The organism is Rhodococcus sp. 14C212, assembly GCF_011058195.1.
GTDB lineage: Bacteria > Actinomycetota > Actinomycetes > Mycobacteriales > Mycobacteriaceae > Rhodococcus > Rhodococcus aetherivorans.
Map to the genome: position 1 here is coordinate 87,051 of NZ_JAALEH010000011.1, position 26,160 is coordinate 113,210.

Consider the following 26,160-nt stretch of genomic DNA (forward strand, 5'->3'; position numbering starts at 1 on the left):
CGCGTGAGATGACTCACAGCAGGTCGGAGTAGTGACCCGTTGGTAGGCAGAGTCCGCGCAGGCTGCGCGGCTACATGGACGTCCATCAACCTGAGGAATCCCTCACGTTTATCGTTACACAATCGTTACCATCTTGACTGACCGCGAAACGCGTGCATGAGGGGGCTTTCGGCAATTTGTCGGCGCCGTCCGATACAGTCCCGCGCATCGAACATACATTCGATTCAGGGGGGATGATGGGACGGTCGACGAAGTACACGCGGGAGATTCTCGAGGAAGCGATCCGCAACTCGACGAGCGTGGCGGGGGTCATGCGCTACCTGGGTCTGATTCCGAGCGGCGGCTCGCACCATCACCTCAGCCGGCGGATCAAGCGGTTGGGGCTCGACACATCTCACTTCACTGGTCAAGCGCACATGGGTGGAGCACCGGCACGAAATCGCCTTCCGTGGCGCGAAGTACTTGTAGTGCAGCCCACGGGCACGCCGCGACGAATGGCGAAGCTGCTCCGCCGTGCCCTCCTCGAGTCCGGCCGCCCCCACAAGTGCGAAAGCTGCGGTATCGGACCGGAATGGTGTGATCTCCCACTGACACTGCATGTGGACCACATCGACGGGAATCCGAACGACTCCCGACCGGAAAACGTCCGCTTCCTCTGCCCCAACTGCCACAGCCAGACGGCGACGTGGGCGGCACGAAACCATCGACTACGGACGAGGTAATTCTCGGTCGGATGTCGTATGGTTCATGGGTCCAGCGCGAGTGGCGGAACAGGCAGACGCCCAGGTTTTAGGTACCTGTGTCCGAAAGGACGTGGGGGTTCGAGTCCCCCCTCGCGCACCACGTGACCTCGCCCACGGCCCCCGACCGCTCTTGGCAGGTCGAGGGGCCGCTCGGGTACTTTTGATGGCGTGTCCGAGAACCGTCCGCCGCGTCGCCTTGCCCTCGTCGTACTGGTGGCGGTCGCCGCGGCCGGCTGTCTCGGTCTGGGTTTCTGGCAGTGGACACGGTTCGAGGCCGTGGGCGGCACGTTCCAGAACCTCGGCTACGCCCTGCAGTGGCCCGCCTTCGCCTTCTTCTGCGTCTACGCCTACCGCCGGTTCGTGAAACTCGAGACCGAGGACGCCGAGAGCCAGGCCACAGGCGTGCCGCGCGCGTCGGAACCGAAGGAACCCACCGAGATCCCCGAGGATCTCCTCCCCCAGCGGCCCCGCACTCAGCTCGATCCGAACGCGGCCGTCGATCCGGACGACCCGGAGGCCCGGCAGATGCTGGAGTACAACGATTACCTCGCGCAGCTGGCGCGCAGGTCCGATAGGAGCGCTCAGTGAGCACGACCCCCGAGCAGGCACCCGACCAGACGAGCGGTTCGACCGCGCCGCAGTCCCGTCCGGAAGCCGACCGGAAGAAGATCGCCTCGGCCCTGACGCGGTATCGCGCGCTCGCCTGGATCACCGGCGTGTGGCTGCTCGTGCTCACCGGCGAGATGGTCGCGAAGTACATCCTGAAGGTCGAGAACGTCCCCGGCTGGATCGCCGTGGTTCACGGCTGGGTCTACGCGGTCTATCTCGTGCTCACGCTCGACCTGGCGATCAAAGTGCGCTGGCCCGCGGGCCGCACGATCGGCACCCTCCTCGCCGGCACGATCCCGTTCCTGTCGTTCTTCGTCGAGCACCAGCGCACGAAGCAGGTCAAGACCGACTTCGGCGTCTGACCCAGCCGGCCGATCGGCGCGCGAAACAGGAAGCCGCCCACGCAATTGCGTGGGCGGCTTCGTGTTTCGCGTGGGAGCGCAGGCTTCGCGCCGGGGCGGCGGGCGTCAGCGGGCGAGCGCTGCGAGATCGGGCACCAATCGTGCCAGTGCGCGCCCGCGGTGCGACGAGGCATCCTTTTCCTCAGCGCTGAGCTCGGCGGCGGTGCGCTCCTCCCCCTCGGGCCGGAACACTGGGTCGTAGCCGAAACCGTTGGCGCCGCGCGGGCTGTGGACGATGGCGCCGCGCCACTCACCGCGCACGACGTGCACCGCGATCTCGCCGTCGTCACCGGGGACGGCGAGGGCGCAGGCGGAGACGAATGCCGCGCCGCGGCGCTCGTCGGGAACGTCCTGCAGCTGCCCGAGCAGCAGTTCGGTGTTGGCGTGGTCGTCGCCGTGCCGCCCCGACCACCGGGCGGAGAGCACCCCGGGCATCGCATTGAGGGCATCGACTTCGAGACCGGAATCGTCTGCGACGCAAGCCATTCCGGTCGCCGCCGCGCCGTCGAGCGCCTTCGCGGCCGCGTTCTCCTCGAACGTCGCGCCGGTCTCGGGCGCCTCGTCGTAGGGCGGCACGGCGTCGAGTCCGACGAGGTCGATCCCCTCGATCCCGGCGGCGTCGAGAACGCGCTGCAGTTCGCGCAGCTTCTTCGCGTTCCGGCTCGCCACGAGCACCTGCACCCTGTCAGACACCGAACTTCTTCCTGGTTCGCTCGGGTGTCACGGGCTGCGGCAGCGTGCCGGGGTAGGGGGCGTCGAGTGCCTGCTTCTGGATCTCGCACAGTTCGGCGATGCCGGCGAGCGCGGAGTCGAGCATCTTGTCGAGGGTGGACCGGGCGAACGTCGCACCTTCGCCGGTGCCCTGGACCTCGACGAGGGTGCCGGTGTCGGTGGCGATGACGTTCATGTCGACCTCGGCGCGCACGTCCTCCTCGTAGGGCAGGTCGAGGCGGACGCGGCCGTCGACGACACCGACGCTTACGGCCGCGATGGCGCACGAGATCGGCTGCGGGTCGGTGAGGCGGCCCGCCGCGCTCAGCCACGCAACGGCGTCGACGAGGGCCACGTAGGCGCCGGTGATGGCGGCGGTGCGGGTGCCGCCGTCGGCCTGCAGGACGTCGCAGTCGATGGCGATGGTGTTCTCGCCGATGGCGGCGAGGTCGATGCAGGCGCGCAGGGCACGGCCGACGAGGCGGCTGATCTCCTGGGTCCGGCCGCCGAGCTTGCCCTTGACGGATTCGCGTCCGCTGCGGGTGTGGGTGGCGGCGGGGAGCATCGCGTATTCGGCGGTGAGCCAGCCGAGACCGGAGCCCTTGCGCCAGCGCGGCACGCCTTCTTCGACGCTGGCGGTGCACATGACGCGGGTCTGGCCGAATTCCACGAGCACCGAGCCCGCGGGGTGGTTGGTGAATCCTCGGGTGATCCGGATGGGGCGGAGTTCGTCGTCCGCTCTGCCGTCTTCTCGTGTGGTCACCCGGACGAGCCTATTAGATGGGGTAGACGTCCCCGGCGGACACCGCGTGGACGGGCCCGGAGTACTGCTCCTTGGCCTCGGCGATGACGTCCTCGCGCGAGGTCCACGGCGGGATGTGGGTGAGCAGCAACTCGCCCACCTCGGCGCGAGCGGCGAGCATGCCGGCCTCGGCCCCGGAGAGGTGGATGCCGTCGGGACGGTCGTCGGGTGCGTGGGTCCACGAGGCCTCGGACAGCAGGACGTCGGCGCCGCGCGCGAGCTCGACGACCTCGTCGCACATGCCGGTGTCGCCGGTGTAGACGACGGTGCGCCCGGAGTCGCTGGTGATCCGGAATCCGTAGGCCTCGGGCGGGTGGTTGACCCGGCCGGGGCGGATGGTGAGTGCACCGAAGCGGAAGGTTCCCCCGTCGGCGAGGGGGCGCACGTCGAGGGTGTCGCTGACGTCGTCCATCTCGCCGGCGATCTCGGCGGAGGCGGCGCCGATGCGGACGCTGGTGTCCGAGGGGCCGTAGACGAGGGTCCGTCCGGTGGGGCGGTTCGGGGAGTAGCGCCGCCAGACGAGCAGGCCGGGTATGTCGAGGCAGTGGTCGGCGTGCAGGTGCGAGAGCAACAGGGAGACCTCGCCGGGGTCGGCGTAGCGCTGGAGGGCGCCGAGGACGCCGGGACCGAAGTCGATCACCAGGGGCGGGGTGCCCGGGGCGGTGATCAGGTAGCCCGACGCGGCGGAATCCGGCCCGGCCACGCTGCCGGAACACCCCAGGACGGTCATGCGCATGGGGGTCATGCTGCCACGTCCCAGTGGCCGCGACGAAGCCAACGCAGGTTTTGATCGGGAGATGTCACAGTTGTGCCGGGGCTGTGAGCCTACCGATCGGTCAGTTGTTGCGCGGGGGTGCGTCTCACCCGAACGAGGAGGTGGGCACGGCCGGCGGGCGGCGTCGGCGACGCTCGTCGGCGGAGAGCAGCCAGGCGGCCAGGACGCCGCCCACGGCACCGAAGAGGTGCCCCTGCCAGGAGACGCGCGGATCGCTGGGCAGCACCCCCCACAGGATGCTGCCGTAGACGAACAGCACGATCACCCCGATGACGATCTGGCTCGACTGGCGGGTGAAGATGCCGCGTGTGATCAGGTAGGTGAGCCATCCGAAGACGAGGATCGACGCGCCGATGTGCACGAAGCCGGACCCGGCGGTGAGCCAGGTGCCGAGCCCGCCGACCACCCAGATGATCGCGGTGGCGGCCAGACCGCGGCCGATGCCGGAGACGAGCACGAGAAAGCCGAGCACGAGCAGCGGAATGGTGTTGGCGCTCAGGTGCGCCCAGTCGGCATGGAGCACGGGTGCGAGCGCCACGCCCCACAGCCCGTCGGCGGTTCTCGGTTCGATACCGGCGGAGTCGAGGTCGGCGGGCACGGCGGCGTCGACGGCCTCGACGCCGTAGAGCAGGGCGACGAATCCGGCGATCAGGAGCGCCGCGCGCTGCCAGACGGACCGGGGCCCGGGACGGGAACCGTCGGGTACGGTCATGCGCTCGCCCTTCGCGTGTGTCCTGCGGTGTGTCCTGGCCTTCGAGCCTACCGACGTGCGCACCGCTCGACACGTGCGCGGCGCCGGTCGCGCTTCGTCGTGAAAGCCCTGTCGACCGGCGGTCCGGTGGCTACTGTGGGAGGCACCGTCGGACCCTGGAGGCAGCCGTGCCGAGAAGCGTCGGAGATCGCTACGCCTGCGAGAAGTGCGGCGCGCAGATCGTCTACGAGAAGCCGTGCCCCTGCACCGAGGGGATGCCGCATTCGGAGATCTGCTGCGGCGACCAGATGAAGCGCGTGTCGGAGGGCACGCCGGGCTGAGTCCTCAGCGCAGCTCTCAGCACGACGTGGTTCTCAGCGCAGCCCTCAGCGCGACGTGGGAATCCCGGCCGTGAAGGCGGAGGGGAACACGTCGCGGTAGGCGGGGATGCCCGCGACCGCGGTGGCCTGCAGCACCGCGTCGACGACGGCGCGCTGGACGACCTCGGCGGCCGCCTCGCACACCGCGGCCAGCACGGGCAGTTCGGGCGCGAAGGCATCCGGGACCGGTCGGCTCGCGCCGGGGGGCGTCGCGGTGCCGGTGGCCAGGGCGAAGAGGGTGTCGCCGTCGAGGGGTGAGTGGGCGGGGCGTACGGCCCGGGCGAGGCCGTCGTGCCCGGCGACGGCGACACGGCGGCAGGCGGCGGCGGTCAGGTCGGCGTCGGTGGCGACGACCCCGATGGTGGTGTTGAGGGCGGTGCCCTTGGGCGCGAGGGCGTTGGCGGCGGCGAGGTCGGATGCGGCGGGGGCGACGAGCCCGAGCCGGGCGGCCCGGGCGGGGCCGAGGCCCCAGGGCAGGCCGGTCTCGGGATCGAACACGGCTCCGACGGGGTTCGCGACGACGAGGGCGGCGACGGTGACGCCGGCGGCGGGGCCCTCGGTCAGGAGCAGGCTCGCGGTGCCGATGCCGCCCTTGAGGGTGCCGGCGCGTGCGCCGACTCCGGCGCCGACGGTGCCGCGGGCGACGGTCGTGCCGGCTGCCGCGGCGGCCCGGTATCCGCTGTCGGCGGTGGGCCGGGCGGTCCACTCCCCGACGGGCAGGTCGAAGACGACCGCCCCCGGCACGATGGGCACCACGGCCCCCGGCGGCCCCATCGGAATGCCGCGGCCCTGTTCCTCGAGCCACCGCATCACGCCGTCGGCGGCGGCGAGACCGTAGGCGCTGCCTCCGGTGAGGAGCACCGCGTCGACGCGCTGGACGGAGTGGCTGGGGTCGAGCAGGTCGGTTTCGCGGGTGCCGGGCCCGCCGCCGCGGACGTCGACGGTGGCGGTGACGGCACGGTCGGGAACGACGACGGTGCATCCGGTGGCCCGCCCGGTACCGAAGGCGCGGTCGGAGCCGAGGGTGACGTCGGCGTCGAGGGCCTGCCAGTGCCCCACGCGCAGGCCGGCGACGTCGGTGAGCGAGTCGGTGGGTCCGGGTGTGGCCGTCACGGCAGCAGGGCCTGGACGAGGGAGTCCTGCATCCAGGTCAGCCAGTGATAGACGTCGAGGTGCGGTGCCCGCGGGTCGTCTTCGTCGAGCGCCTCGGGGGTGTCGTCGTCGATGCCGAGGGTGGTGCCGAGGGCCAGCCGGAGGTCGTTGAGCCCGTACAGCCAGGCATCGGCCTGTTCGGGGCTGAGCACTACCTTGCCGCCGGATTCGGGGACGGTGCGCAGGATGACGGCTCCGGCGGCGAGCTTGGCGTCGATGATGTCGGGTTCGTGCAGGCTGCGCAGGGCACCGTTGAGGTCGGCGGATTCGTCGTCGGGATGGATGGTGGCGTCGGCGTCGGGCCGGTGGAAGTCGGGCAGCAGCCGTTGCAGGGCGGGGACGTCCGGGGGGGTGCAGTTGCCGGTGCGCAGGCCGGTGAGGGCGGCGAGGTCGTCCTGCGGGGCGCCGGCGGCGCGTTCCTCGAGCATGCCGAGTACGGATGCGACGAGCGAGCGCAGCACCGACGCCTCGTGTGCGTCCATCTCGGATCGCAGCTTCACGCCTCCGAGCGAGTTCTTCCTGCTCCACTGCCGCACGTCGGTCGGCTCCTCCTGGCTTCGCGGTCGGGATGGTCGGCGAGCGGGCGGCCGGTCACTCGGCCCGCTGCATCGTCGCCCACAGCCCGGCGGCGTGCAGGCGTTGCACGTCGTGTTCCATCTTGTCACGCGAGCCGCTCGAGACGACCGCCTTGCCTTCGTTGTGCACCTTGAGCATCAGCTCGGTGGCCTTGGCCTTGCTGTACCCGAACAGCTTCTGGAAGATGTACGCGACGTAGTGCATGAGGTTGACCGGGTCGTCCCACACGACGGTGACCCAGGGCCGGTCGACTGCTTCGATCTCCTCGACGGTTTCGGCTTCCGCCGGCATTGCCTGCCCTGCCGCCATGGTGACGGCGGGAAACGAGGCCACGGTGACTGCGTCGGACGGCTCCGTGGGGGCGGTGCCGAACGGGCTTGTCGGGGAACACGTCGCCATGTCTCCAGGGTACGGCGTCGGCGCCCGGCAATACAGCCGCATCCCGGCCCGCGCTCTACAGTGATCGGGTGCCCGATTCCCTTCTGCCGCGCACCGCGACGGCGAGCACCGCCCTGTTCACGGACGTCTACGAGCTGACGATGCTCGAGGCCGCGCTCGCGGACGGCACCGGTTCCCGCCCTTGCACGTTCGAGGTGTTCGCGCGGCGGCTGCCGCCCGGGCGCCGGTACGGCGTGGTCGGTGGGACCGGCCGGCTGATCGATGCGCTGGAGACGTTCCATTTCGGCGAGGAGGAACTGGCCGTCGCGGGACGGTTCCTCGACGCCTCGACCGTGGAGTGGCTGCGCGGCTACCGCTTCTCCGGCGCCATCGAGGGCTACCGGGAGGGTGATTTCTACTTCCCCGGTTCGCCGGCGCTGGCGGTGCGCGGCACGTTCGCCGAGTGCGTCCTGCTCGAGACCCTGATCCTGTCGATCCTCAACCACGACAGCGCGGTGGCGTCGGCGGCGGCGCGGATGGTCAGCGCCGCGGACGGCCGCACGCTGATCGAGATGGGGTCGCGCCGCACCCACGAGGAGGCGGCGGTCGCGTGTGCGCGGGCGGCGTATCTCTCGGGCTTCGACGCGACGTCGAATCTCGAGGCGGTGCGCCGGTACGGGGTGCCGGGCACGGGTACCGCGGCGCACGCGTTCACGCTCGTGCACACCACCGGGGCGGGCCGCGACGAGGCGGCGGCGTTCCGGAGCCAGGTCGAGACGCTCGGGGTGGGGACCACGCTGCTGGTGGACACGTACGACATCACCAACGGGGTGCGCACGGCCGTGGAGGTGGCCGGCACCGGACTCGGGGCCGTGCGGATCGACTCGGGCGATCTCGGCGTGCTGGCCCGGCAGGTGCGGGAGCAGCTCGACGGCCTGGGTGCGACGAACACGAAGATCGTGTTGTCGGGTGACCTGGACGAGTACTCGATCGCAGGTCTGCGCGCCGAGCCGGTCGACGTGTACGGCGTCGGGACGTCGCTGGTCACCGGCTCGGGCGCGCCCACGGCCGGGATGGTCTACAAGCTGGTCGAGGTCGACGGCATCCCGGTGGAGAAGCGCAGCGCGCACAAGGAGTCCCGGGGCGGCGCCAAGCGGGCGGTGCGGTTCGCCCGCCCGACCGGCACGCTGGTGGAAGAGGTGATCTACCCGGCGGACGCGCCCCTACCGGAGGGCGACGGCGAGGTGGTGCACGAGCTGATGGTTCCGCTGGTCAGCGACGGCGAGCGGGTCGACGACGGGCCTACGCTGGAGGAGAGCCGGGCGTTGCTTGCGCACGGGCTGGTCAGTCTCCCGTGGGAGGCCCTGACCCTGTCGGCGGGCGACGCCGCGGTGCCGACCCGATTCGTGAGGTGAGGACGTTGTCGCGGGCGCTGATCATCGTCGACGTGCAGAACGACTTCTGTGAGGGCGGGTCGCTGGCCGTGGCCGGCGGCGCCGCGGTCGCCGCGGACATCAGCCGGTACCTGGCCGCACACGCGCAGGACTACGCGCACGTGGTCGCCACCCGGGATCACCATGTCGATCCGGGTGCGCACTTCGCCGACGAGCCGGACTTCGTGGACTCGTGGCCGCCGCACTGCCGGGCGGGAACCGAGGGTGCCGAGTTCCATCCGGCCCTCGACACCACCCGCGTGGAGGCGGTCTTCTCCAAGGGGGCGTTCGAGGCCGCGTACTCGGGCTTCGAGGGCAGCCACGACACGGGCAGGTCCCTCGACGAGTGGCTGCGCGGGCACGGGGTCACCGCGGTCGACATCGTCGGTATCGCCACCGATCACTGCGTGCGGGCGACCGCGCTCGATGCCACCGCCGCCGGGTTCGACACCCGGGTGCTGCTGCCGTACACGGCCGGGGTGAGCGAGGCGACCGTCGAGTCGGCGCTCTCGGCGCTCCGGGACGCGGGTGTGGACCTGGTCGGACAGGTCGGGCCGCGAACCTGACGGTGGTGCCCAGTACCCTGACGCGGTGCCCGAACTCCCTAATGTGCCGGAACTGCTGCGCACCGCGGTGCACGCGCTGGGCGGCAAGGAACGGCGCAACCAGCTGACCATGGCCTCGGCCGTGGCGCATTCGCTGGACACCGGCGAGCACCTCGCGGTCCAGGCCGGCACCGGCACCGGCAAGTCGCTGGCCTATCTCGTGCCGGCCGTGCGGTACGCGGTGCAGACGGGCCGGACCGTGGTGGTCTCCACCGCGACGATCGCGCTGCAGCGTCAGCTGGTGGACCGGGACCTGCCGCGGCTGGCCGGCGCGTTGGAGTCGGCGCTGGGCCGGCGCCCCCGCTTCGCGATCCTCAAGGGCCGCGGGAACTATCTGTGCCTGAACAAGATCCACACCGGCCTGGCCGAGGAGCCGCCCGCGGACGACCAGCTGTTCGACGCGTTCGCGCTGTCGCGGATCGGCCGGGAGGTGCGGCGGATCACGGAGTGGTCGTCGACCACCGACACCGGCGACCGCGACGACCTCGTCCCCGGCGTGTCGGATCAGGCATGGCGCCAGGTGAGTGTCAGCGCCCGCGAGTGCCTGGGCAAGTCGCGGTGCCCGGTCGGCGAGGACTGTTTCGCGGAGATCGCCCGGGCCGAGGCCGGGCAGGTCGACGTGGTCGTCACCAACCACGCACTGCTGGCGATCGACGCGATCAGCGGGATCTCGATCCTGCCCGAGCACGACGTGGTCGTGGTCGACGAAGCGCACGAACTCGTGGACCGCGTCACCGGGGTGGCGACGGCGGAGCTGTCCGGCGGCACCGTCTCGGCCGCGGCACGGCGCTGCGTGAAGCTGATCGAGGACGAGGACGTCGACCGGCTCGAGGGCGCCGCCGAGAACTGGGAGGCGCTGCTCGAGGAGCTGCCGCCGGGGCGGTGGGACGAGTTGCCCGAGGGCGCGGGCGCGGCGTTGGCCGCGATCCGCGACGCGGCGTGGGCCGTGCGCACGGCGATCGGACCACCCAAGGCGGGGCTCGACGCCGAGGCCGCCGCGGCGCGTAACCAGGCGCTGGCGGACGTCGACGAGGTGCACGACTGCGCGGTGCGCGTGCTCACCGCCTTCGAGGAGACGGATCCCGCCGCCCGCCGGGACGTCGTCTGGCACGCCGCCGACGAGTTCCGCGGCAACACTCGCCACACGGTGCGGATGGCGCCGCTGTCCGTCGGCGGACTGCTGCGGTCCCGGCTGTTCGGCGCGTCGACGGTCGTCCTGACCTCGGCGACGTTGACGGTGGGCGGCTCGTTCGACGCGCTCGCCGTCAACTGGGGGCTGCCGCCGGAGTCGCCGGCACGCAGCGACACCGGCGCGGCGTCGGGGACGGAACCCCCGTCGGACGACGGGGACCTGCGGTGGAATTCCCTGGACGTGGGATCGCCGTTCGACCACGCCAGGTCCGGCATCCTGTACGTCGCCAAGCATCTGCCGGCCCCCGGTCGCGACGGGCTCTCCCCCGCGTACCTGGACGAGATCGCGGAGCTGGTCGAGGCCGCCGGCGGCCGCACGCTCGGGCTCTTCTCGTCGATGCGCGCCGCGAAGGCGGCGGCGGAGGCGATGCGGGAGCGCCTGGACACGCCGGTCCTGTGCCAGGGCGAGGACGCGACCGGCGCACTGGTGGAGAAGTTCGCGGCCGACGAACCGACGTCGTTGTTCGGGACCCTGTCGCTGTGGCAGGGCGTGGACGTGCCGGGACCGTCGCTGTCGCTGGTGATCCTGGACCGGATCCCGTTCCCGCGACCGGACGACCCACTGTTGGTGGCGCGGCAGCGGGCGGTGGAGGCGCGCGGGGGCAACGGCTTCCTGTCGGTGGCGGCCACCCACGCCGCGCTGCTGCTCGCGCAGGGCGTGGGCCGGTTGTTGCGCAGCACGGACGATCGGGGGGTCGTGGCGGTGCTCGATCCCCGCCTGGCGACCGCACGGTACGGCGGGTATCTGCGCGCGTCGCTGCCGCCGTTCTGGGAGACCGCCGATCCGCGGGTGGTGCGCAAGGCGCTCGTCCGACTGCGGGGCTGACCGAGCCGCGACGCGTCCGATCCCGAAACGTTCACGACTTTCCCGGAATTTCCGGCCGTTTCGCGGCAGCATCGAGGGAGGCGCAGCCGCCGGAGTCGAGGGTCGCAGGGACAGGGGGCTTTTCGGATATGCCACAGGGCGTTGTGAAGTGGTTCGACGAGGAGAAGGGGTTCGGGTTCATCGCGGAGGAGGGCGGCGGGCCCGACATCTACGTCCACTACTCGGAGATTGCCGGGACGGGCTTCCGCTCGCTGACAGAGGGTCAGCGCGTCGAGTTCGAGGTCGGACTGGGCGTGAAGGGACCTCAGGCGGAGAACGTCCGACCGGTGTGAGAACCGCGGCACCCGGTGATCAGACCCGTAGGCCCACCTCGACGATCGCCTTGGCAACCGATCGCACGGGGGCCTGGTTGCTGCGGGCGTGACCGCGGATCAGCCGGAACGCGTCGTCGGGGGTGGTGCTGCGGGCGTGGGCGATGATGCCTTTCGCCTGTTCGATGACGATGCGCGACTCGAGCGCCGTCTGCAGTTGCGTGTTCAGCTGCTCGTGCTGCCGCAGCTTGTTGGAGTTGACGATGTAGCCGGTGGCCATGTCTGCGAAGATCTGCGCCGCAGCAATCTCACGATCCGCCCATTCGCGGGGTTCGCACGCGTACAGGTCGAGGGCGCCGATCTTCTCGTCCGCGAGCTGCATCGGTATGCCGGCCACCGCAGCGATCCCGTGCTCGCGGGCTTTCTCGGCGAAGTCCGGCCACAGGTCCGATCGTGTCCGCACGTCGGCGACCGCGATGGGCTCACCGCTGTCGAACGCGTACTGGCACGGCCCCGCCCCGACCTCCTCCTGGCAGCGTTCCATCGTCCCGACCACCTCGGCGGCCGCGGTGACGAACTGCAGCCGACCCTCGCACTGCAAGCTCACGCCGCAACCGAGTAGGCCCAGAACAGCGGTCACGCCGTCGACGAGCTCGTCGAGCGCCGCACCGACCTCGTACGAGGTGGGCAGCAGGCGTGCGAACCGTGACAGCACCGCCATGAACTCGTCCTGGTCGAACACCGGGGCGCCCCCTCCGGTCGGCAACACCTCGATAGTGACACACATCACAGTCGATGGGTGGCGTCGCACATGTCACATCACATATCCTGGTACACAGAGCGTCCGCCCCAGATCCCGGCGACGCCCTGATCGGAGCCGCCCCGACCCCCGGTGCTCCTCTCTCACTCTCCACGAATCGTGTGGACAGGTTTTCGGGAGAACATACTGCTCGAGGCCCGGCTGCCCGTCGCTCCGAGCAGGTGTACCTCCCGGACACGATCCGCGAAGAAGGAACACCCATGGCTCACATCGCACATCCGTCGTCCCACCGCGACAGCTCGCCGCTGCTCTCGGTGCCGGCCATCGTCGTCGGTGCCGGCACCCTCTCCTGCGGGCTCGCCGTCGCGATCAGCCGATCCCTCGCCCTCGGCGTGCTGGCCGCCCTTCTCACGGTGGCGACGGTCGCGGTCGCAGCGGTGATGATCCGCGCCTGACCTCGCCGTCCACCGAATCCGACGGCCCTTTCGGGCCCACCCGAGCAAGGAACCGATGAACCACCCGAATCACATCGCCGACCGGAGCACCGTCCCGGGTTCGGCGATGAGCACGGCCGAGATCAAGGCTCGTATCGACGCGATGTTCGCGGACGACCACGGGAGCACCGTGGCCGGCGACGAGCGCAGGGCCATCGCGTCCTCGCCCCGGCGCCCGGGGTGGGCGTCGAGCCGGCGCGGCCGCAGGAGCTGACCACCGACGTTCTCCCGGCGTCGGTGGTCTCCGACCGGACCACCGGCGTCCGGACAGCGCCGCAGGGGGGCGCTTCCGGACGTCGGTGGTCCGTCACTGCCGGTTCACGACGCCGCGACGAGCGCGGGCGAGGTCGAGACGTCCCACTTCATCGAGACCGAGGTGCCGTCGGGGACGGTGACGACGTCCGTGCGCGACGTCAGGCTCCGGATCAACGCGAGCCCGTGGCCACGGCAGCTGTCACCGGACGGATCCGCCGGGGCCCGCCACCGGCCGTGATCGGTGACGATCACTTCGACGGAGGGTTCCCCCGGCCGATAGACGGCCTCCAGGTCGACCGCGCCGACACGATCTCCGTACCCGTCGGGGTACGCGTGCTCGACGACGTTGGCCAGGGCTTCGTAGCTGGCCAGCAGCACGTCCTGCCCGAGTTCGGCCTCGAGGTGGAGGCGGTCCAGCCACCGGTCCAGGGCCTGCCGGAGCATCGTCACCTGGCTCGGCTCGGCGCGGACCCCACGGTAGAACAACCCGGTCGATGTGAACGCCTGAGAGGCGTGTCGCGAGTGCATCCTCCTCCTCGAATTTCGATGCGTCCTCGGTCGAACGCATCGGATGTATACCCACCGCCACGCGGTCCTATACCTCGAAGCGGGGGCGCGCGCACAGCGACGGGCGACCGTCCCCGCTCAGCCCGCAGGGGCGACCCGCGCCGGATAGACGAATCCGGGCAGTACCCGCCCGGCGACGGTCGCGACGCCGAGGACGACGAGGAGCGCCGGCACCAGCGTGGTTCCCACGTAGCCGATCCCCGGGTCCGTGAGCCCGATCGCCCCGGCACACACGGCGGCGGGCACGTGCGGCGCCCGCAGCAGCGCCATGGCGACGACCGCGAGACCCGCCGCCACGGCGGCTCCTGCCTGCGACGGACCGGCGACGGCCGCGACGACGAGCGCCGCGGCCGCGGCCGCGGGGTAGGCCCGCACGATCGCTCCGGGCCGGGCGGCCGGGGTGCCGGGTGCGAGAGCGATGAGGGCTGCGGACGCGACGTACGGCAACCCGAACACCGCCCAGTGTGCGAGATTCTCGAGGGCGGCCAGCGCGCCGGCCGCGCCGAGCGCGACGGCTCCCGGCGCGAGGGCGGCCGCCAGGGCACGGCTGGACCCGTCCGGTGCATCACCGAGAAGCGGTGGCATCCGATTACTCTCCTTCGGTCTCAGAGTGTGCGGCCGGCCAGAGTGCGGCCCAGGAATCCGCGGATGAGGTTCGTGATCTCCGGCCCGTGGGTCTCGAGGGCGAAGTGGCCTGCGTCGAGCAGGTGGATCTCCGCGTCGGGGAGGTCGCGGGCGAATGCTTCCGCACCGGCGGGACCGAAGATCTCGTCGCCGCGACCCCACGTCACCAGGGTCGGCGGCCGCCAGGTGCGGAAGTACTCCTGGAACGCCGGGTACGCGTCGAGGTTGAACTGGTAGTCCCAGAACAACTGGAGCTGGATCTCCTTGTTGCCGGGCCGATCGAGGCCCATCTGGTCGAGCAGCCAGGCTTCCGGGGCGATCCGGTCGAGCCGGTCCTCGGGGACACCGTGGACGTACTGCCACCGGGTCGCCTCGGGCTCGAGGAGGGCACGGACGGCGGGTTCGTGTGCGGCGCGGTCCTGTGCGTGGGCGAAGAGGACCTCCCAGAACGGGGTGAACCCTTCGCGGTAGGCGTTGCCGCTCTGGGTGATCAGCGCGGTGATGCGCTCGGGGTTCTCGGCCGCGATCCGCAGGCCGATCGGGGCGCCGTAGTCGTGGAGGTAGAGGGCGAAGCGGGTCAACCCGATCCGGTCGAGCAGCGCGTCGGTGATCTGCGCGAGACGGTCGAAGCTGTAGTCGAACTCGTCGACGGCGGGCATCGCCGATCGCCCGAAGCCGATGTGGTCGGGGGCGACGAGGTGGTACTCGTCGGCGAGGTCGCCGAGCAGATTTCGGAACATGTGCGAGCTGGACGGGAAGCCGTGCAGCAGAACGAGAGCGGGCGCACCCGGGTCCCCGGCCTCGCGGTAGGAGACGTCGAGCCCGTCGATGGTCTCGGTGCGGTGGCGGACAGCGGAAGCGGACATGAGTCCTCCTGGGATCGGGCGGAGAACGATCGTTCTCCGATACAGGGTGTAGCGTAGAGAACGATGGTTCTCGATGCAAGAGGGAGGGGCTCGATGGACGCGGACACCGCGCAGACCCGGCTACTCGATGCCGCCGAGGAACTGTTCAACGAGCACGGCGTCCAAGCCGTCGGAATGGACACGATCCGGTCCCGCTCCGGGGTGTCGCTCAAGCGGCTCTATCAGCTCTACCCCGCCAAGGACCGGCTCGTGGCGGCCGTTCTGACCCGGCGCGACCACACCGTGCTGACGGATCTGCGCCGGTACGTCGACGCCCGCACCGATCCGCGCGAGCGGGTTCTCGCGGTGTTCGACTTTCTCGAGGAATGGTTCGCCTGCAGCGACTTCCGTGGCTGCACCTTCATCAACACGTTCGGCGAACTCGGCGGAATCTCCGGCGACGTCGCCGAGATCGCCCGTACGCACAAGGACGCGTTCCGGCGCTACCTGCGCGGACTCGTGACGGACGCGGGCAGACCCCCAGCACTGGGCGACCAGCTGGCGATCCTGGCCAACGGGGCCATGGCGACGGCGGCGATCTCCGGTTCTCCCGCCGTCGCCCGGCAGGCCCGCGACGCCGCGCGCGTCCTGCTCGACGCGAGCGACCGCGGGCCCGGAGCGGAGGGCTAGCTAGGCGAGCACGACCTTGCCGAGTTCGGCGTCCGACGCGAGCAGCTCGTGGTGCGGCAGCACCCGCACCGTGTAGCCGACCGACCCGGCCATCGGCAGCGCGACCTCGACCTCGAAGACCTCGCCCAGCGGGTCCGTGCCGGTGTGCCGCATCGGCACCGTCACCACGTCGGACAGGGTGTCGTCGGCGCCGACCCGGCCGACGACGGCCTGTACGACCACGTCGGTCACCCGGAGACCGCCGAGGTACACGTGGGCGGTCAGGGCCAGCTTGGAGCCGATCTCCGGGATGTCCGGCAGTCCGGCGCTGTCGACCTGGGCCACCCGCACGGCCGGCCAGGCCGCCTCGACGCGACGACGGTAGTGGGCGAGCTCCCGCGCCCCGGCGAACCCGTCGGCGACCGCCTCGCGCGCGGCCGCGGCGGCCGGCGCGTAGTACTGCACGGTGTAGTCCCGGACCATGCGGGAGGCGAGCACCTTCGGACCGAGGTTCTGGAGCGTGTGCCGCACCATCTCGATCCAGCGGGTGGGCACACCGCTGCCGTCCCGGTCGTAGAACCGCGGCAGGACCGATCGCTCGAGCAGCTCGTACAGGGCGCTGGCCTCGAGGTCGTCGCGGCGGTGTTCGTCGATCACGCCGTCGGCGGTGGGGATGGCCCAGCCGTTCTCGCCGTCGTACATCTCGTCCCACCAGCCGTCGCGGATGGAGAGGTTGAGCCCGCCGTTGAGGGCCGACTTCATCCCGGAGGTGCCGCACGCCTCGAGCGGGCGCAGCGGGTTGTTCAGCCACACGTCGCAGCCCCAGTAGAGGTACCGGGCCATGGACATGTCGTAGTCCGGTAGGAAAACGATGCGGTGCCGCACGTCGGCGGCATCGGCGAACCGCACCACCTGCTGGATCAGTGCCTTGCCGCCGTCGTCGGCCGGGTGGCTCTTACCGGCGACGACCAGCTGCACGGGGCGTTCCTCGTCGAGCAGCAGGGCCCGCAGTCGTTCCGGGTCGCGCAGCATCAGGGTGAGCCGCTTGTAGGTCGGCACCCGGCGGGCGAAGCCGACGGTGAGCACGTGCGGATCGAAGACCCCCTCCACCCAGCCGAGTTCGGCCTCGGTGGCGCCGCGCTGGAGCCAGGACCGGCGCAGCCGCCGACGGATCTCCTCCACCAGCTGCGCACGCAACGTGTTGCGGGTGGCCCACAGCTCGCGCGGTTCGACCGTCTGCAGCAGTTCCCAGCCCTTGGCTTCCTCGACCCGGTCCGGACCGGCGAGACGGTTGGCGAACTCGAGCCACTCGCGGGCGGCCCAGGTGTGGGCGTGCACGCCGTTGGTGACCGACCCGATCGGCACCTCGCCGGCGTCGAAGCCGGGCCACAGGCCCACGAACATCTCGCGGCTGACCCGGCCGTGCAGCTTCGACACGCCGTTGCTGCGCTGGCCGAGCCGCAGACCCAGATGGGCCATGTTGAACACACGGGGGTCCGATTCCCGGCCGAGGGAAAGGATGCGGTCCACCCCCAGGCCGGGCAGCAGCGCCGACTCGTTCTCGCCGTTCGGACCGGAGAAGTAGTGCCGGACGAGTTCCGCCGGGAACCGGTCGATGCCCGCGGGGACCGGGGTGTGGGTGGTGAAGACGGTGCCGGCGCGCACGGCGGCGAGCGCCTCGTCGAAGTCCAGGCCGGCGCCCGTGACCAGTTCGCGGATGCGCTCGGCGCCCAGGAACCCGGCGTGTCCCTCGTTCATGTGGAACACCTCGGGATCGCGAAGTCCCGCGATCCGGGTGTAGGCGCGGACGGCGCGTACCCCGCCGACCCCGGCCAGGATCTCCTGCTTGATGCGATGGTCCTGGTCGCCGCCGTAGAGGCGGTCGGTGACCCCGCGCAGTTCCTCGTCGTTCTCGGCGATGTCCGAGTCGAGCAGCAGCAACGGGACGCGGCCCACCTGGGCGATCCACACCCGGGCGGTGAGGGTGCGATTGCCGGGCACGGCGACCTCGATCAGCGCAGGGGTGCCGCCGGCCTCGGTCAACAGCCGCAGCGGCAGTCCCTGCGGGTCGTAGTTCGGGTAGTGCTCGCTCTGCCATCCGTCGGCGGTCAGGGACTGACGGAAGTAGCCGGAGCGGTAGAGCAGGCCGACACCGATGAGCGGCAGGCCGAGGTCCGAGGCCGCCTTGAGGTGGTCGCCGGCGAGGATGCCGAGTCCGCCGGAGTAGTTCGGCAGAACCTCGGAAACGCCGAACTCCATGGAGAAGTAGGCGATGCCGGACGGCAGCCCGGGGTCCTCCTGTTGCTGGTGCTGGTACCAGCGCGGCCTCGAGAGGTAGTCGTCGAGGTCGGCCGACTCGGCGTCGAGCCGCGCGAGGAACTCCTCGTCGGCGGCGAGCTCGTCGAGCCGGGCCGGCGGCACCTCACCGAGCATCCGCACCGGGTCGTGCTCGACGCGACGCCACAGCGCGGGGTCGATCGAGGCGAACAGATCCTGCGTGGGCGTGTGCCACGACCAGCGCAGGTTGACGGCGAGCGGGCCCAGTCCGGCCAGCCGCTGGGGAAGGTGGGCTCGTACGGTGAACCGACGCAAGGCTCTCACCCCGGGAAGACTACCGACATTCCGCCGGTCGGGAAGATCGGCAAATGCGGCAGCCGTCCGGCCGGGCCGCGTTCCCGGCGAGCAGGCCGATGCGTGTTCCTCGTCGAGCCTCCCCCGAGGAGGCGATCGACGTTGACGGCAGGAAACGTACCAGCGCGCGAATGTCCGCTTCGTTTGGTCGCGTCCGCCCCGGGTAACAGCTGTCGCGGGGCGGACGCGACATTGCGCGTCGCATGAGGGGACGGCGGTGCGTACCTCCACTACGGTTGGAGACGGGCCGCATCCGAAGGCTCGTCAGCAGACCGTGCGAGGGAAACGGAGCCGGCATGACAGACGGAACGGAGCGAGCGTGACAGGTCGAATCGGAGCCAGCGCGACAGGCCGCCTCGGCATCGACGATGTCCGTCCCGACATCTCGGGAGGGCGACATCCGGTCAAGGCCGTTGTCGGGGAGGTGGTTCCCGTGTCGGCAGTCGTGTGGCGCGAAGGCCACGACGCCGTCGCCGCCACCCTGGCCGTGCGCGGGCCGGGGTCGGATCCGGAGAGCGAAGGGAAGCTGATCCGGATCCCGATGGTTCCCGGCGAGGAGCCCGACACCTTCCACGCCGTGTTCACCCCCACCAGTCCGGGACTGTGGACGTACCGGGTGGAGGCCTGGAGCGATCCGGTGACCACGTGGCGGCACGCAGTGGACGCGAAGGTCGACGCCGGCCAGGGTCCGGAGGACCTGGCGAACGACATCGAGATCGGCGCACGCCTGTTCGAGAAGGCCGCGAAGACCGCGCCGCGCCCCAACCGCCCGGCCCTGCTCGCCGTGGCCGCGGCGCTGCGTTCGGAGCGGCCGCTCGCCGACCGGATCGCGCCTGCCTTCGCCGCCGACATCACCGAGATCCTGCGGGTCAATCCGCTGCGCGAGCTGATCACCCGCGGGAAGGCGTACACCGCCGTGGTCGATCGGGAACGGGCCCTGTTCGGTTCCTGGTACGAGTTCTTCCCCCGCTCGACGGGCGGGTGGAACGAGGACGGCACGCCACGACACGGCACCTTCGCCACCGCCGCGGAGGAACTGCCGCGGGTCGCCGCGATGGGCTTCGACGTGGTGTACCTGCCGCCCATCCACCCGATCGGCAAGGTCAACCGCAAGGGACCGAACAACACCCTCACCGCCGGCCCGGACGACGTGGGCTCCCCCTGGGCCATCGGCTCCGACGAGGGCGGCCACGACGCGATCCACCCGCAGCTCGGCACGGAGGACGACTTCCGCGCCTTCGTCGCCCGGGCGCGCGAACTCGACCTCGAAGTGGCCCTCGATCTGGCGCTGCAGTGCGCCCCGGACCACCCGTGGGCGAAGGAACATCCCGAGTGGTTCACGGTCCTGCCGGACGGCACGATCGCCTACGCCGAGAACCCGCCCAAGAAGTACCAGGACATCTATCCGGTCAACTTCGACAACGATCCGGACGGCATCTACGCCGAGGTGCTGCGCGTGGTGCGGCACTGGATCAGCCTCGGCGTCAAGATCTTCCGAGTCGACAACCCGCACACCAAGCCGCCGAACTTCTGGGAATGGCTGATCGGCGAGGTCAAGCGCACCGATCCCGACGTGCTGTTCCTGTCCGAGGCCTTCACCCGTCCCGCCCGCATGTACGGCCTCGGCCGACGCGGCTTCACGCAGTCCTACACGTACTTCACCTGGCGCGTGGCGAAGTGGGAGCTGACCGAATTCGGACAGGAGATCGCGGGGAAGGCGGACGAGGCACGCCCGAACCTGTTCGTCAACACGCCCGACATCCTGCACGAGACGCTGCAACACGGCGGGCCCGGAATGTTCGCTCTGCGCGCGGCCCTCGCGGCCACGCTCGCCCCGTCGTGGGGGGTGTACTCCGGTTACGAACTCTACGAACACGTTCCGCTGCGACCCGGCAGCGAGGAGTACCTCGACTCGGAGAAGTACCAGCTGCGTCCGCGACGGTTCGACGAGGCCCGCCGCCGTGGCGAATCCCTCGAGCCGTGGATCGCCACGCTCAACCGGATCCGGCGCGCCCACCCGGCCCTGCAGCAGCTGCGCAACATCCACTTCCACCACATCGACAACGACGCCCTGATCGCGTACTCGAAATTCGATCCCAGGACCGGGGATTCGGTCCTCACCGTGATCAACCTCAACCCGTTCGGCGCCGAGCAGGGCACCGTCTGGCTGGACATGCCGGCGCTCGGCCACGAATGGCACGACCAGCTCACGGTGTTCGACGAGGTGTCCGGCGCGCAGTACTCGTGGGGCCAGGCCAACTTCGTCCGGCTCGAACCCTGGCGCGCGGTGGCGCACATCCTGGCGTTGCCGCCGATCGGTGTACCGACGCGAACCACCCTCGCCTACAGGAGCAACTCGTGACAGTGCCCCCGACTCGACGCCACTCCCCCAACCCGCACGACCTCGCCCGGCTGGCGGCCGGCGAGCACCACGATCCGCACTCGATGCTCGGCGCGCATCCGCACCCGGAAGGCACGATCATCCGGGCCATGCGCCCCCACGCGGAGAAGGTGGCGGCGCGCATCGGCGGCATCGATCACCCACTCGAGCCTCTCGGCCACGACGTGTTCAGCGCGCTCGTCCCGGTGCACGACCTGTCGGACTATCGGCTCGTAGTGACCTACCCGTTCGAGCACACCGTCGTCGTCGCCGACCCGTACCGGTTCCTGCCCACGCTCGGGGAGCTGGACCTGCACCTGTTCGCCGAGGGCAGGCACGAGCGGCTGTGGGAGATCCTCGGGGCGCATCCGCGGTCGTACGAGACCCCCGACGGCACGGTCCGCGGCACGTCGTTCGCGGTGTGGGCGCCCGGCGCGCGCGGCGTCACGGTCGTCGGCGACTTCGACGGCTGGAGCGGCCGGCTCGCGCCGATGCGGGTCCTCGGCTCCAGCGGCGTGTGGGAACTGTTCCTGCCCGACGTGGAGCCGGGTGCGCTGTACAAGTTCCGGGTCCACGGCCGCGACGGTTCGGTCCTGGACAAGGCCGACCCGATGGCGTTCGCCACCGAGGTGCCGCCGGCGACGGCCTCGGTGGTGAACCACAGCAGCTACGAGTGGGGCGACGAGGCGTGGCTCGCCGCCCGGGCCGACTCGCGGCCGTGGCAGGAGCCGATGAGCGTCTACGAGGTGCACCTCGCCTCGTGGCGCCCCGGCCTCGGATACCGGGAGCTGGCCGACCAGCTCGCCGAGTACGTCGCGGAGGCCGGCTTCACCCACGTCGAGCTGCTGCCGGTGGCCGAGCACCCCTTCGGCGGATCGTGGGGTTACCAGGTCACCTCGTACTACGCCCCCACCGCCCGCTTCGGCACGCCCGACGAGTTCCGTGCGTTCGTCAACCGGCTGCACGCCGCCGGCATCGGCGTGATCGTGGACTGGGTGCCCGCCCACTTTCCGAAGGACGAGTGGGCCCTGGCCCGGTTCGACGGCAGCGCCCTCTACGAACACCCGGATCCCCGGCGTGGCGAGCAGCTGGACTGGGGCACCTACGTCTTCGACTTCGGCCGCCGGGAGGTGCGCAACTTCCTCGTCGCCAACGCGCTGTACTGGATCGACGAGTTCCACATCGACGGCCTGCGCGTCGACGCCGTCGCCTCGATGTTGTACCTCGACTACTCGCGACCCGAGGGCGGCTGGACACCCAACGTGTACGGCGGGCGGGAGAACCTCGAGGCGGTGGCCTTCCTGCAGGAGATGAACGCCACCGTGCACAAGCTCCACCCCGGCGTCGTCACCATCGCCGAGGAGTCCACGGCGTGGCCCGGCGTCACCCGGCCCACCCACGCCGGCGGACTCGGATTCTCCATGAAATGGAACATGGGATGGATGCACGACACCCTCGGGTACATCGGCCGGGACCCGGTGCACCGCACGTACCACCACCACGAGATCACCTTCTCGCTGGTGTACGCCTGGAGTGAGAACTTCGTCCTGCCCATCAGCCACGACGAGGTCGTGCACGGCAAGGGCACGCTCTGGACCCGGATGCCGGGCGGCGACCGGGAGCAGGCCGCCGGCCTGCGCGGCCTGCTCGCGTACATGTGGGCCCACCCCGGCAAGCAACTGCTGTTCATGGGGCAGGAGTTCGGCCAGACCGCGGAATGGTCCGAGGAGCGGGGCCTGGACTGGTGGCAGCTCGACGATCCGCACACCGGACCGCTGCACCAGGGCGTACACCGGCTCGTCGCCGACCTCAACCGGATCTACCGTGAGCACCCCGCCCTGTGGACGCTGGACACCTCGCCGAGCGGGTACTCGTGGATCGACGCCAACGACTCGGCAAACAACGTGCTGAGCTTTCTCCGTCACGGGAGCGACGGTTCGGTCGTGGCGTGCCTGTTCAACTTCTCCGGATCGACGCATTCGGACTATCGTGTCGGACTACCCGAAACAGGACAGTGGTCGGAGATCCTCAACACGGATTCGACGGCCTACCAGGGCAACGGCGTCGGCAACCTCGGCGCCGTGACGGCCACGGCACGCTCCTGGCACGGGCGCCCGGCGTCGGCGGAGGTGACGCTGCCTGCTTACGGTGCGATCTGGCTGACGTTGCAGCGGTGACCGCCGTCCCCGGACGACAGGAGAAGAACAGGTGACTCGGACGCGGCTGCCGTTCCGCCTCGCGGTACCGGCGCTGGCCGTGATGTTGCTCGCCGGATGTGCCGCTCGCATCGAGGGCACCGCCGTCTCCATCTACGACAACCCGTTCTCGGTGGCGGGCCTGCCGGTGTCCTCGGGCCCGAGCGGCCCGCGGCCCGCCGCCACGGACGCGCAGGTGACGATCGAGAACTCGGACGGCGGGGACGTCGACGTCCTCGCAGGCAACGCCGTCGCCGACATCGAGGCCTACTGGAACGAGGAGTTTCCGCGCATCGCTCGAGGCGCGTTCGAGCCCGTCGGCACGATCGCCTCGTGGGATCCCGACGAACGCGGCCCGAGATTCTGCGGCGAATCCACCTTCGAGTTCATCAACGCCGCGTACTGCAACCGCGACGACGTCATCGGCTGGGACCGCACCTACCTGATGCCGCAGCTCATCGAGACGTTCGGTCCCATGGCGGCGGTGACGGTGCTCGCCCACGAGTACGGGCACGCCGTCCAGTTCAAGGCCGGGACGGTCGCCGAGGACGATCCGGGCATCGTGTTCGAGCAGCAGGCGGACTGCTTCGCGGGCGCCTTCATGCGGCACGTCGCCGCCGGCAACTCGGAGCACTTCCGCTTGAACACCTCGGACGGGCTGAACTCGGTGCTGGCGTCGATGGTGTCCTTCCGTGACAGCGACCCCAACGACCCGGGCGCGATCCACGGATCGGCATTCGAACGCGTCACCGCGTTCCAGCTCGGTTTCACCGACGGTGCGGGATCGTGCACCCGCATCGACGCCACCGAGATCGAGTCCCGGCGCGCCGATCTGCCGCAGTTCTTCGACAGCTCCGACGACGGCGAACTCCCCGTGACCGAGGAGTCGGTGGAGGCGCTGATGGCCTCGTTCCGCCGGGTGTTCGATCTGCCGGAGCAACCGGAGCTCGACCTGTCCGGCGCCGACCTCGGCTGTCCGGACGCGAAGGCCACATCGCCGGTGTCGTACTGTCCCGCCACCAACACCATCGGCGTGGACGTCGACGAGCTGGCGGACCGCGGTACCCCGTTGCAGACGGGAGCCGGGGGGATCACGACCGACGTGCGTGGCGACTACGCCGCCTACGTGCTGCTCGCCTCCCGATACGCCCTCGCCGTGCAGAACGCGGCCGGCCAGTCGCTCGGCGACGCCCAGACCGCGCTGCGGGCTGCCTGCCTCGCCGGCGTGATCAGCGCGGAGCTGAGCCCCGACAGCACCGGCGCCCAGCCGGCCGAGGACATGGTGTGGTTGTCACCGGGCGATCTCGACGAGGCGGTCTCCGGTCTGCTGACCGACGGTCTCGCCGCCAGCGACGTCAACGGCAACACCGTGCCGAGCGGCTTCTCCCGGGTGGACGCGTTCCGCACCGGGGTTCTCGGCGGCGAGGCCGCCTGCTCGGGCCGCTACCACTGACGGACGCGCGGTGGCGGCCAGGACAGCCGGACCGCCACCGCGGGTCGGGAACCGATCAGTACAGAGCCAACGCCAGCTTACGGCGCGCCGCGACGACGAACGGCTCGGCGGGATCGAACAGCTCGAACAGCTCCAGCAGCCGCGTGCGGGCGGCATTCCGCTCGTCGCCGGCGCTGCGGGCGACGAACCCGATCAGCCGGGTGAAGGCGGCCTCGGGCTGCTGGGCGAACAGTTCGGCGTCGGCCGCAGCGAGCTGCGCCCCGAGGTCGGCCGGGGCGGCGTCGGCCGTGGCGATCGCGTCCTCGGGCACCGACTGGGCGCGGGCGAGGAACCGGACCTGCCGCAGCGCGGCCAGAGCATCGGCATTGGCGGGCTCGGAGTTGAGGATCAGCTCGTACGCCGCCTCGGCACCGGCCAGGTCCCCTGCCTCGAGCGCCTGCTCGGCGGCGACGAACCGCGGATCCTCCTGCTCCTCCACGGGCTCGGCGCCGGGCGGGCCGGACAACTTTCCGGCGACCGCGTCCTGGATGGCGGCGAGCCATTGCCGAAGCTGCGGTTCGGGCTGCACGCCCTGGAAGTCGGCGAGGGGCTGCCCGGCGGCGATCGCGACGACGGTCGGCACGGACTGCACACCGAACGCCTGCGCGATCCGCGGGTTGGCGTCCACGTCGACCTTCGCGAGGACCCAGCTGCCGCCGCCCTCGTGAGCCAGCTTCTCGAGGACCGGCGAGAGCTGCTTGCACGGGCCACACCAGGTGGCCCACAGGTCCACGATGACGGGGACCTGCATCGAGCGCTGCAGCACCTCGGCCTCGAAGGTGGCCTCGGTGACGTCGACGACGGGCGTGAAACCGGACTGGGGGCCGGTGCCGGAGCCGGGCTGCGACGGAGGTGGGGGCGCGGTAGACCGCTCCTTGAGGGGCGCGAGATCCACCGCGCCGGACATCGCCGCGGCGGTCGCGGCGGAACGTGCTGCAGGACGGGAACCTGGTCGAGTCACGTCGTCCAGTCTGTCACGTTCCGCGCGACAGGGTACAGCAGGTCAGGCGAGTGCGGGCGCGTCGGCCGGACGCGCTTGCGCGGACAGTTCCGCGAGCCGGCCGGTGCGCACGGCCCACCATTCGAAGACGATCGTGCCGAACGGCGGGACGGACGAGATCAGGGCCAGGCCGGTGGTGACCAGGTTCCACTTCAGCGCCCGCGCGGTGACGAGGGCGACGAGGACGAAGGCGACGAACACGCCGCCGTGCAGCGGGCCGAAGATCTTCACCCCGATCTCGTTGCCGTTCTCGGGCAGGTACTTGAACGCCATGCCGAGGAGCAGGCCGGCCCAGGTGAAGGCCTCGAGGACGGCGACGAAGCGGAACCGCTTTGCCGGGGTGCTGAGATCGAAGAAGTTCGCCATGCACACCATTGTGCCGATCGGCTACGACGAGCTGTCGTTGCTGTGAGGGACGTCACCGCCCCCGCGCGGTGCGCAGGGGCGGTGACGGGAGTAATGGACGCGCTCTACGCCTTGGGGACGCGGACGATGAGGGCGTCGCCCTGGCCGCCGCCGCCGCACAGCGCCGCGGCCCCGACGCCGCCGCCGCGGCGGGCCAGTTCGAGCGCCAGGTGCAGCACGATCCGGGCCCCGGACATCCCCAGCGGGTGGCCCAGCGCGATCGCGCCGCCGTTGACGTTGATCCGGGCCGGGTCGATCC

At 70.8% G+C, this 26,160-nt stretch carries 28 protein-coding genes, 1 tRNA gene and 1 pseudogene; 15 read left to right on the forward strand and 15 right to left on the reverse strand.

Annotated elements, in window-relative coordinates:
* Positions 1-236 precede the first annotated feature (236 nt).
* From G6038_RS31215 to G6038_RS08040, 4 genes are all read left to right on the forward strand, one after another.
* Positions 237-722, forward strand: a complete 486-nt coding sequence (locus tag G6038_RS31215; RefSeq protein ID WP_240918355.1) for an HNH endonuclease — start codon at positions 237-239, stop codon at positions 720-722.
* A gap of 34 nt (positions 723-756) precedes the next feature.
* Positions 757-843: transfer RNA gene (locus G6038_RS08030), tRNA-Leu, on the forward strand.
* A gap of 68 nt (positions 844-911) precedes the next feature.
* Positions 912-1,331 carry a transcriptional regulator gene (locus G6038_RS08035; RefSeq protein ID WP_165037172.1) on the forward strand — a complete coding sequence of 140 codons (420 nt, stop codon included), beginning with the start codon at positions 912-914 and terminating at the stop codon, positions 1,329-1,331.
* Positions 1,332-1,411: 80 nt separating this feature from the next.
* A complete protein-coding gene (locus G6038_RS08040) occupies positions 1,412-1,714 on the forward strand; it encodes a DUF3817 domain-containing protein (protein ID WP_238586420.1) in 303 nt (100 codons plus the stop codon).
* A gap of 105 nt (positions 1,715-1,819) precedes the next feature.
* On the opposite strand, the gene rdgB is transcribed toward G6038_RS08040, so the two are convergent.
* The 4 genes from rdgB to G6038_RS08060 all read right to left on the reverse strand — a co-directional run bounded on the left by rdgB (position 1,820) and on the right by G6038_RS08060 (position 4,753).
* Positions 1,820-2,428: an RdgB/HAM1 family non-canonical purine NTP pyrophosphatase gene (gene rdgB / locus G6038_RS08045; protein WP_165037197.1), complete on the reverse strand. Its 609-nt coding sequence runs from the start codon at positions 2,426-2,428 to the stop codon at positions 1,820-1,822.
* A gap of 10 nt (positions 2,429-2,438) precedes the next feature.
* Complete coding sequence (gene rph, locus G6038_RS08050) at positions 2,439-3,227, reverse strand: ribonuclease PH (protein WP_006937538.1); 789 nt, start codon at positions 3,225-3,227, stop codon at positions 2,439-2,441.
* A 13-nt stretch (positions 3,228-3,240) separates the two neighbouring features.
* Complete coding sequence (locus tag G6038_RS08055; protein ID WP_165037198.1) at positions 3,241-4,002, reverse strand: cyclic nucleotide-degrading phosphodiesterase; 762 nt, start codon at positions 4,000-4,002, stop codon at positions 3,241-3,243.
* Between the two features lie 124 nt (positions 4,003-4,126).
* Entirely contained in the window at positions 4,127-4,753 is a 627-nt protein-coding gene (locus G6038_RS08060; protein WP_165037173.1) for a rhomboid family intramembrane serine protease, read from the reverse strand.
* Between the two features lie 167 nt (positions 4,754-4,920).
* Here G6038_RS08060 and G6038_RS08065 point away from each other — a divergent pair, with 167 nt between their 5' ends.
* The gene (locus G6038_RS08065; protein WP_165037174.1) at positions 4,921-5,073 is read left to right on the forward strand and encodes a hypothetical protein; all 153 of its coding nucleotides are present in this window, start codon (positions 4,921-4,923) and stop codon (positions 5,071-5,073) included.
* A 45-nt stretch (positions 5,074-5,118) separates the two neighbouring features.
* On the opposite strand, the gene G6038_RS08070 is transcribed toward G6038_RS08065, so the two are convergent.
* Genes G6038_RS08070 through clpS form a run of 3 tightly spaced genes read right to left on the reverse strand, consistent with a single transcriptional unit; the run spans position 5,119 to position 7,149 of the window.
* Positions 5,119-6,225 carry a P1 family peptidase gene (locus tag G6038_RS08070; protein WP_165037175.1) on the reverse strand — a complete coding sequence of 369 codons (1,107 nt, stop codon included), beginning with the start codon at positions 6,223-6,225 and terminating at the stop codon, positions 5,119-5,121.
* A complete protein-coding gene (locus tag G6038_RS08075) occupies positions 6,222-6,800 on the reverse strand; it encodes a DUF2017 domain-containing protein (protein ID WP_165037176.1) in 579 nt (192 codons plus the stop codon). The genes G6038_RS08070 and G6038_RS08075 overlap by 4 nt, the downstream gene beginning before the upstream one ends.
* A 55-nt stretch (positions 6,801-6,855) precedes the next feature.
* A complete protein-coding gene (clpS, locus tag G6038_RS08080) occupies positions 6,856-7,149 on the reverse strand; it encodes an ATP-dependent Clp protease adapter ClpS (RefSeq protein ID WP_050036334.1) in 294 nt (97 codons plus the stop codon).
* Between the two features lie 158 nt (positions 7,150-7,307).
* Between clpS and G6038_RS08085 the strand changes: the two genes are divergently transcribed.
* The 4 genes from G6038_RS08085 (at position 7,308) to G6038_RS08100 (ending at position 11,605) form a co-directional block, all read left to right on the forward strand.
* Positions 7,308-8,633: a nicotinate phosphoribosyltransferase gene (locus G6038_RS08085; protein WP_165037178.1), complete on the forward strand. Its 1,326-nt coding sequence runs from the start codon at positions 7,308-7,310 to the stop codon at positions 8,631-8,633.
* Between the two features lie 5 nt (positions 8,634-8,638).
* Entirely contained in the window at positions 8,639-9,217 is a 579-nt protein-coding gene (locus G6038_RS08090) for an isochorismatase family protein (protein WP_165037199.1), read from the forward strand.
* Positions 9,218-9,242: 25 nt separating this feature from the next.
* Positions 9,243-11,273 (forward strand): ATP-dependent DNA helicase, encoded by a 2,031-nt coding sequence (locus G6038_RS08095; protein WP_165037179.1) that lies wholly within the window; start codon positions 9,243-9,245, stop codon positions 11,271-11,273.
* 128 nt (positions 11,274-11,401) lie between these two features.
* Positions 11,402-11,605 (forward strand): cold-shock protein, encoded by a 204-nt coding sequence (locus tag G6038_RS08100; protein ID WP_165037180.1) that lies wholly within the window; start codon positions 11,402-11,404, stop codon positions 11,603-11,605.
* A gap of 19 nt (positions 11,606-11,624) precedes the next feature.
* Here the strand turns inward: G6038_RS08100 and G6038_RS08105 are convergent, their stop codons facing one another.
* Positions 11,625-12,326: a GAF and ANTAR domain-containing protein gene (locus tag G6038_RS08105; RefSeq protein ID WP_165037200.1), complete on the reverse strand. Its 702-nt coding sequence runs from the start codon at positions 12,324-12,326 to the stop codon at positions 11,625-11,627.
* A gap of 278 nt (positions 12,327-12,604) precedes the next feature.
* Between G6038_RS08105 and G6038_RS31220 the strand changes: the two genes are divergently transcribed.
* Both G6038_RS31220 and G6038_RS08115 read left to right on the forward strand, forming a co-directional pair.
* Positions 12,605-12,799 (forward strand): hypothetical protein, encoded by a 195-nt coding sequence (locus G6038_RS31220; protein WP_240918353.1) that lies wholly within the window; start codon positions 12,605-12,607, stop codon positions 12,797-12,799.
* A 55-nt stretch (positions 12,800-12,854) separates the two neighbouring features.
* Positions 12,855-13,052, forward strand: coding sequence for an AMP-binding protein (locus G6038_RS08115; RefSeq protein WP_165037182.1), 198 nt, complete (start codon positions 12,855-12,857; stop codon positions 13,050-13,052).
* 104 nt (positions 13,053-13,156) lie between these two features.
* On the opposite strand, the gene G6038_RS08120 is transcribed toward G6038_RS08115, so the two are convergent.
* The 3 genes from G6038_RS08120 to G6038_RS08130 form a co-directional block, all read right to left on the reverse strand.
* On the reverse strand, positions 13,157-13,621 hold the full coding sequence (locus G6038_RS08120) for an ATP-binding protein (RefSeq protein WP_165037183.1): 465 nt from the start codon (positions 13,619-13,621) through the stop codon (positions 13,157-13,159).
* 117 nt (positions 13,622-13,738) lie between these two features.
* Positions 13,739-14,245 carry an HPP family protein gene (locus G6038_RS08125; RefSeq protein WP_165037184.1) on the reverse strand — a complete coding sequence of 169 codons (507 nt, stop codon included), beginning with the start codon at positions 14,243-14,245 and terminating at the stop codon, positions 13,739-13,741.
* 20 nt (positions 14,246-14,265) lie between these two features.
* The gene (locus tag G6038_RS08130) at positions 14,266-15,150 is read right to left on the reverse strand and encodes an alpha/beta hydrolase (RefSeq protein WP_165037185.1); all 885 of its coding nucleotides are present in this window, start codon (positions 15,148-15,150) and stop codon (positions 14,266-14,268) included.
* Between the two features lie 93 nt (positions 15,151-15,243).
* Here G6038_RS08130 and G6038_RS08135 point away from each other — a divergent pair, with 93 nt between their 5' ends.
* Positions 15,244-15,819, forward strand: a complete 576-nt coding sequence (locus G6038_RS08135; RefSeq protein WP_165037186.1) for a TetR/AcrR family transcriptional regulator — start codon at positions 15,244-15,246, stop codon at positions 15,817-15,819.
* Here G6038_RS08135 and glgP read toward each other — a convergent pair whose 3' ends face one another.
* Positions 15,820-18,399: an alpha-glucan family phosphorylase gene (glgP, locus tag G6038_RS08140; RefSeq protein ID WP_165037187.1), complete on the reverse strand. Its 2,580-nt coding sequence runs from the start codon at positions 18,397-18,399 to the stop codon at positions 15,820-15,822.
* Positions 18,400-18,748: 349 nt separating this feature from the next.
* Between glgP and G6038_RS08145 the strand changes: the two genes are divergently transcribed.
* From G6038_RS08145 to G6038_RS08155, 3 genes are read left to right on the forward strand one after another with little or no spacing between them, the layout of a single operon-like run.
* Positions 18,749-20,791, forward strand: a complete 2,043-nt coding sequence (locus tag G6038_RS08145) for an alpha-1,4-glucan--maltose-1-phosphate maltosyltransferase (RefSeq protein WP_165037188.1) — start codon at positions 18,749-18,751, stop codon at positions 20,789-20,791.
* Positions 20,788-22,986 carry a 1,4-alpha-glucan branching protein GlgB gene (glgB, locus tag G6038_RS08150; protein WP_165037189.1) on the forward strand — a complete coding sequence of 733 codons (2,199 nt, stop codon included), beginning with the start codon at positions 20,788-20,790 and terminating at the stop codon, positions 22,984-22,986. Before G6038_RS08145 ends, glgB begins: the two co-directional genes overlap by 4 nt.
* A 31-nt stretch (positions 22,987-23,017) precedes the next feature.
* Complete coding sequence (locus G6038_RS08155) at positions 23,018-24,457, forward strand: metallopeptidase (RefSeq protein ID WP_346772774.1); 1,440 nt, start codon at positions 23,018-23,020, stop codon at positions 24,455-24,457.
* A 55-nt stretch (positions 24,458-24,512) separates the two neighbouring features.
* On the opposite strand, the gene G6038_RS08160 is transcribed toward G6038_RS08155, so the two are convergent.
* From G6038_RS08160 to G6038_RS08170, 3 genes and pseudogenes are all read right to left on the reverse strand, one after another.
* Positions 24,513-25,403, reverse strand: a complete 891-nt coding sequence (locus tag G6038_RS08160; RefSeq protein WP_165037202.1) for a tetratricopeptide repeat protein — start codon at positions 25,401-25,403, stop codon at positions 24,513-24,515.
* 96 nt (positions 25,404-25,499) lie between these two features.
* On the reverse strand, positions 25,500-25,871 hold the full coding sequence (locus tag G6038_RS08165) for a DUF3817 domain-containing protein (RefSeq protein ID WP_165037190.1): 372 nt from the start codon (positions 25,869-25,871) through the stop codon (positions 25,500-25,502).
* A gap of 95 nt (positions 25,872-25,966) precedes the next feature.
* Positions 25,967-26,160, reverse strand: a pseudogene (locus G6038_RS08170) (acetyl-CoA C-acyltransferase); the annotation flags it as partial.